The organism is Arthrobacter psychrolactophilus (assembly GCF_003219795.1).
GTDB lineage: Bacteria > Actinomycetota > Actinomycetes > Actinomycetales > Micrococcaceae > Specibacter > Specibacter psychrolactophilus.
On record NZ_QJVC01000032.1, the window covers coordinates 1 to 3,403 of the forward strand.

1 rRNA gene is annotated in these 3,403 nt (G+C 52.1%); it reads right to left on the bottom strand.

Features of this window, described 5'->3' with window-relative positions:
- Positions 1 to 65: 65 nt before the first annotated feature.
- Positions 66 to 3,240, bottom strand: a 23S ribosomal RNA gene (locus CVS30_RS17560).
- Positions 3,241 to 3,403 lie beyond the last annotated feature (163 nt).

Consider the following 3,403-nt stretch of genomic DNA (forward strand, 5'->3'; position numbering starts at 1 on the left):
TGGGTTTGTTGTTTGGGAACCACATAGTGAACGCGAGCAATCTTTGTGTATAAAGATTTGTGTGTTGTGTAAGTTATCGGCCTATTAGTACCGGTCAGCTTCACGAGTCTTTAGTCCTCGCTTCCACATCCGGCCTATCAACCCAGTGGTCTGCTGGGGGCCTCTCACACATATAGTGTAGGGAAATCTCATCTTGAAGCGGGCTTCCCGCTTAGATGCTTTCAGCGGTTATCCCATCCGAACGTAGCTAATCAGCGATGCACTTGGCAGTACAACTGACACACCAGAGGTTCGTCCGTCCCGGTCCTCTCGTACTAAGGACAGCCCTTCTCAAATTTCCTGCGCGCGCAGCGGATAGGGACCGAACTGTCTCACGACGTTCTAAACCCAGCTCGCGTACCGCTTTAATGGGCGAACAGCCCAACCCTTGGGACCTACTCCAGCCCCAGGATGCGACGAGCCGACATCGAGGTGCCAAACCATGCCGTCGATATGGACTCTTGGGCAAGATCAGCCTGTTATCCCCGAGGTACCTTTTATCCGTTGAGCGACGGCCATTCCACAATGTGCCGCCGGATCACTAGTCCCGACTTTCGTCCCTGCTCGAGGTGTCCCTCTCACAGTCAAGCTCCCTTGTGCACTTACACTCGATACCTGATTGCCAACCAGGCTGAGGGAACCTTTGGGCGCCTCCGTTACTTTTTAGGAGGCAACCGCCCCAGTTAAACTACCCATCAGGCACTGTCCCTGACCCGGATTACGGGCCGAAGTTAGATGTCCAAAGTGACCAGAGTGGTATTTCAACGATGACTCCATCACAACTAGCGTCGTGACTTCACAGTCTCCCACCTATCCTACACAAGCCACTCCGAACACCAATACCAAACTATAGTAAAGGTCTCGGGGTCTTTCCGTCCTGCTGCGCGTAACGAGCATCTTTACTCGTACTGCAATTTCGCCGAGTTTATGGTTGAGACAGCGGGGAAGTCGTTACTCCATTCGTGCAGGTCGGAACTTACCCGACAAGGAATTTCGCTACCTTAGGATGGTTATAGTTACCACCGCCGTTTACTGGGGCTTAAATTCTCAGCTTCGCTCACAAGTGAGCTAACCGGTCCTCTTAACCTTCCAGCACCGGGCAGGAGTCAGTCCATATACATCGTCTTGCGACTTCGCATGGACCTGTGTTTTTAGTAAACAGTCGCTTCCCCCTGGTCTCTGCGGCCCACACCCGCTCACGGAACGCTAGGTTCCTTCACGGGGCAGGCCCCCCTTCTCCCGAAGTTACGGGGGCATTTTGCCGAGTTCCTTAACCATAATTCTCTCGATCGCCTTAGTATTCTCTACCTGATCACCTGTGTCGGTTTGGGGTACGGGCAGTTAGAACCTCACGTCGATGCTTTTCTAGGCAGCATAGGATCACCAAATTCCCCCATGCGGGGGTCCCATCAGATCTCAGAATCGTCATTGAAGACAACACAACGGATTTGCCTATCGTGTTTCCTACGTCCTTAGACCGGGACAACCATCGCCCGGCTTGGCTACCTTCCTGCGTCACACCTGTTAATACGTTTACCTCCCTAACTCAGGTCCCACGCTCCCCACACATCCTGACCCCGAAGGGTACTCAATGGTGGAAAGGGATGGTTAGTATCATTAGTTCAATATGGGCGGTTCTTCACCGGTACGGGAATATCAACCCGTTGTCCATCGACTACGCCTGTCGGCCTCGCCTTAGGTCCCGACTTACCCAGGGCAGATTAGCTTGACCCTGGAACCCTTGATCATTCGGCGGACGGGTTTCTCACCCGTCTTTCGCTACTCATGCCTGCATTCTCACTCGTGTAGGCTCCACCGCTAGTTCACACTGCGACTTCAATGCCTACACGACGCTCCCCTACCACTCCAAACCCCTGAACAGGTACAAGATAAATCTTGATCTGCTTGGGTAGTGTTTGAAATCCACAACTTCGGCGGTGTACTTGAGCCCCGCTACATTGTCGGCGCGGAATCACTTGACCAGTGAGCTATTACGCACTCTTTTAAGGATGGCTGCTTCTAAGCCAACCTCCTGGTTGTCTAAGCAATCCCACATCCTTTCCCACTTAGCACACGCTTAGGGGCCTTAGTTGGTGGTCTGGGCTGTTTCCCTCTCGACTATGAAGCTTATCCCCCACAGTCTCACTGCTACGCTCTGACTTACCGGCATTCGGAGTTTGGCTGACGTCAGTAACCTTGTAGGGCCCATTAGCCATCCAGTAGCTCTACCTCCAGTAAGAAACACGCAACGCTGCACCTAAATGCATTTCGGGGAGAACCAGCTATCACGAAGTTTGATTGGCCTTTCACCCCTACCCACAGCTCATCCCCTCCATTTTCAACTGAAGTGGGTTCGGTCCTCCACGCGCTCTTACACGCGCTTCAACCTGGCCATGGGTAGATCACTTCGCTTCGGGTCTAGATCACGCCACTAAACTCGCCCTATTCAGACTCGCTTTCGCTACGGCTTCCCCACACGGGTTAACCTCGCGACGTAACACTAACTCGCAGGCTCATTCTTCAAAAGGCACGCCATCACAAGAACAACAACCCCAAGGGGCTCGCTTGCTCTGACGGATTGTAAGCACACGGTTTCAGGTACTATTTCACTCCCCTCCCGGGGTACTTTTCACCTTTCCCTCACGGTACTTGTCCGCTATCGGTCATTAGGTAGTATTTAGGCTTATCAGGTGGTCCTGACAGATTCACACGGGATTTCTCGGGCCCCGTGCTACTTGGGATACTCACCAAAGAGAGTGCACTGCATTTCGGTTACGGGACTCTCACCCTCTACGGTCGGCCATTCAAAACCATTCACCTATACATGCACCATTCCTCTTCCTAGTCCGGCAGAACTAGATCGGTAAGTCCCACAACCCCGCACCATGCAACGCCCGCCGGCTATCACACATGACACGGTTTAGCCTGTTCCGCGTTCGCTCGCCACTACTAACGGAATCACTATTGTTTTCTCTTCCTGTGGGTACTGAGATGTTTCACTTCCCCACGTTCCCTCCACACATCCTATATATTCAGATGCGGGTCACCACCTAGTCTTGCAACCGGTGGCGGGGTTCCCCCATTCGGACACCCTCGGATCAAAGTTTGGTTATCAACTCCCCGAGGCTTATCGCAGATTCCTACGTCCTTCTTCGGCTCCTAATGCCAAGGCATTCACCGTGTGCCCTTAAAAACTTGACAACACACAAGTTGTCACACTTACTTATCGAGAGAACCATGAAAAACTTTTTAGAGTTATCCAGGTTCTTATATATCTCAAAGAAATTGCTTCTTTATAAAGATGCTCGCGTTCACTATGTAGTTCTCAAACAACAACCCCACCACACACCTACACCCACCACAG